The organism is Rhizobium sp. BK591, assembly GCF_014195045.1.
GTDB classification, from domain to species: domain Bacteria; phylum Pseudomonadota; class Alphaproteobacteria; order Rhizobiales; family Rhizobiaceae; genus Rhizobium; species Rhizobium anhuiense.
Window position 1 is genome coordinate 1 of sequence record NZ_JACIAZ010000019.1, and the last position, 1059, is coordinate 1059.

Sequence of the window (1059 nt, forward strand, 5' to 3'; positions counted from 1 at the left end):
GAAGGAGAAGGCCGAGCCGACGGTGGCGTTCTGGGTCGTCGTCTGGACGGCCAGCACCGGTGCGTCGTTGGCGCCGTGGATGGTGACGGTCAGGTTGGCCGTGGCGGTGGCGCCGCCAGTGTCGCGCATCGTATAGCTGAAGACATCGCTCAGCGTGTTGGTCGACTGGCGCAATGCCTGGACGGCCGCATTGGTCTCGTTGACGGTATAGCTATAGACGCCCGATGCGTTGAGCACGAGACTGCCATAGGTGCCGTTCAGCGCCGAACCAAGCGTGCCTGATGTCGCGCCGAAAACGACGGCCGTGACCGTCTTGGTATCACCGGCATCCGGATCGGTGTCGTTGGTCAGCACGTTGCCGCTGGCAACCACACCACCCGAGCCATTGGCGACACCACCCTTCTCCGTCGCATCACCCGCATCGGCAACCGCCGTCGGCGCCCTGTTGCCAGCCGTCGATACGGCGATGCTGAAGGTCTCGTTGGCAGCAAGGCCGCCGAGGTCGGTTGCCGTCACCCTGACGCCGTAGGTGCCGGTTGCCGTCGGCGTGCCGGAGAAGGTCCGCGTCGAGGCGTTGAAGGCCAACCAGGCGGGCAGCGCCGTGCCATCGGCAGCCGTTGCCGTATAGGCCAGCGTCTCGGTGCTGTCGACATCGGTGAAGGTGGTCGTCGGCAGCACGAAGGAGAAGGCCGAGCCGACGGTGGCGTTCTGGGCCACCGTCTGGACGGCCAGCACCGGCGCGTCGTTGGCGCCATGGATGGTGACGGTGAGGTTGGCCGTGGCCGTGGCGCCGGCAGTGTCGCGCATCGTGTAGCTGAAGACATCGCTCAGCGTGTTGGTCGACTGGCGCAATGCCTGGACGGCCGCATTGGTCTCGTTGACGGTATAGCTATAGACGCCCGATGCGTTGAGCACGAGACTGCCATAGGTGCCGTTCAGCGCCGAACCAAGCGTGCCTGATGTCGCGCCGAAAACGACGGCCGTGACCGTCTTGGTATCACCGGCATCCGGATCGGTGTCGTTGGTCAGCACGTTGCCGCTGGCAACCACACCACCCGA

At 65.4% G+C, this 1059-nt stretch carries 1 protein-coding gene; it reads right to left on the minus strand.

Annotated features, from left to right (window positions below):
• Positions 1-1059: VCBS domain-containing protein (locus tag FHX10_RS34845; protein WP_184390809.1), on the minus strand; the 1059-nt coding region annotated here is incomplete at both ends.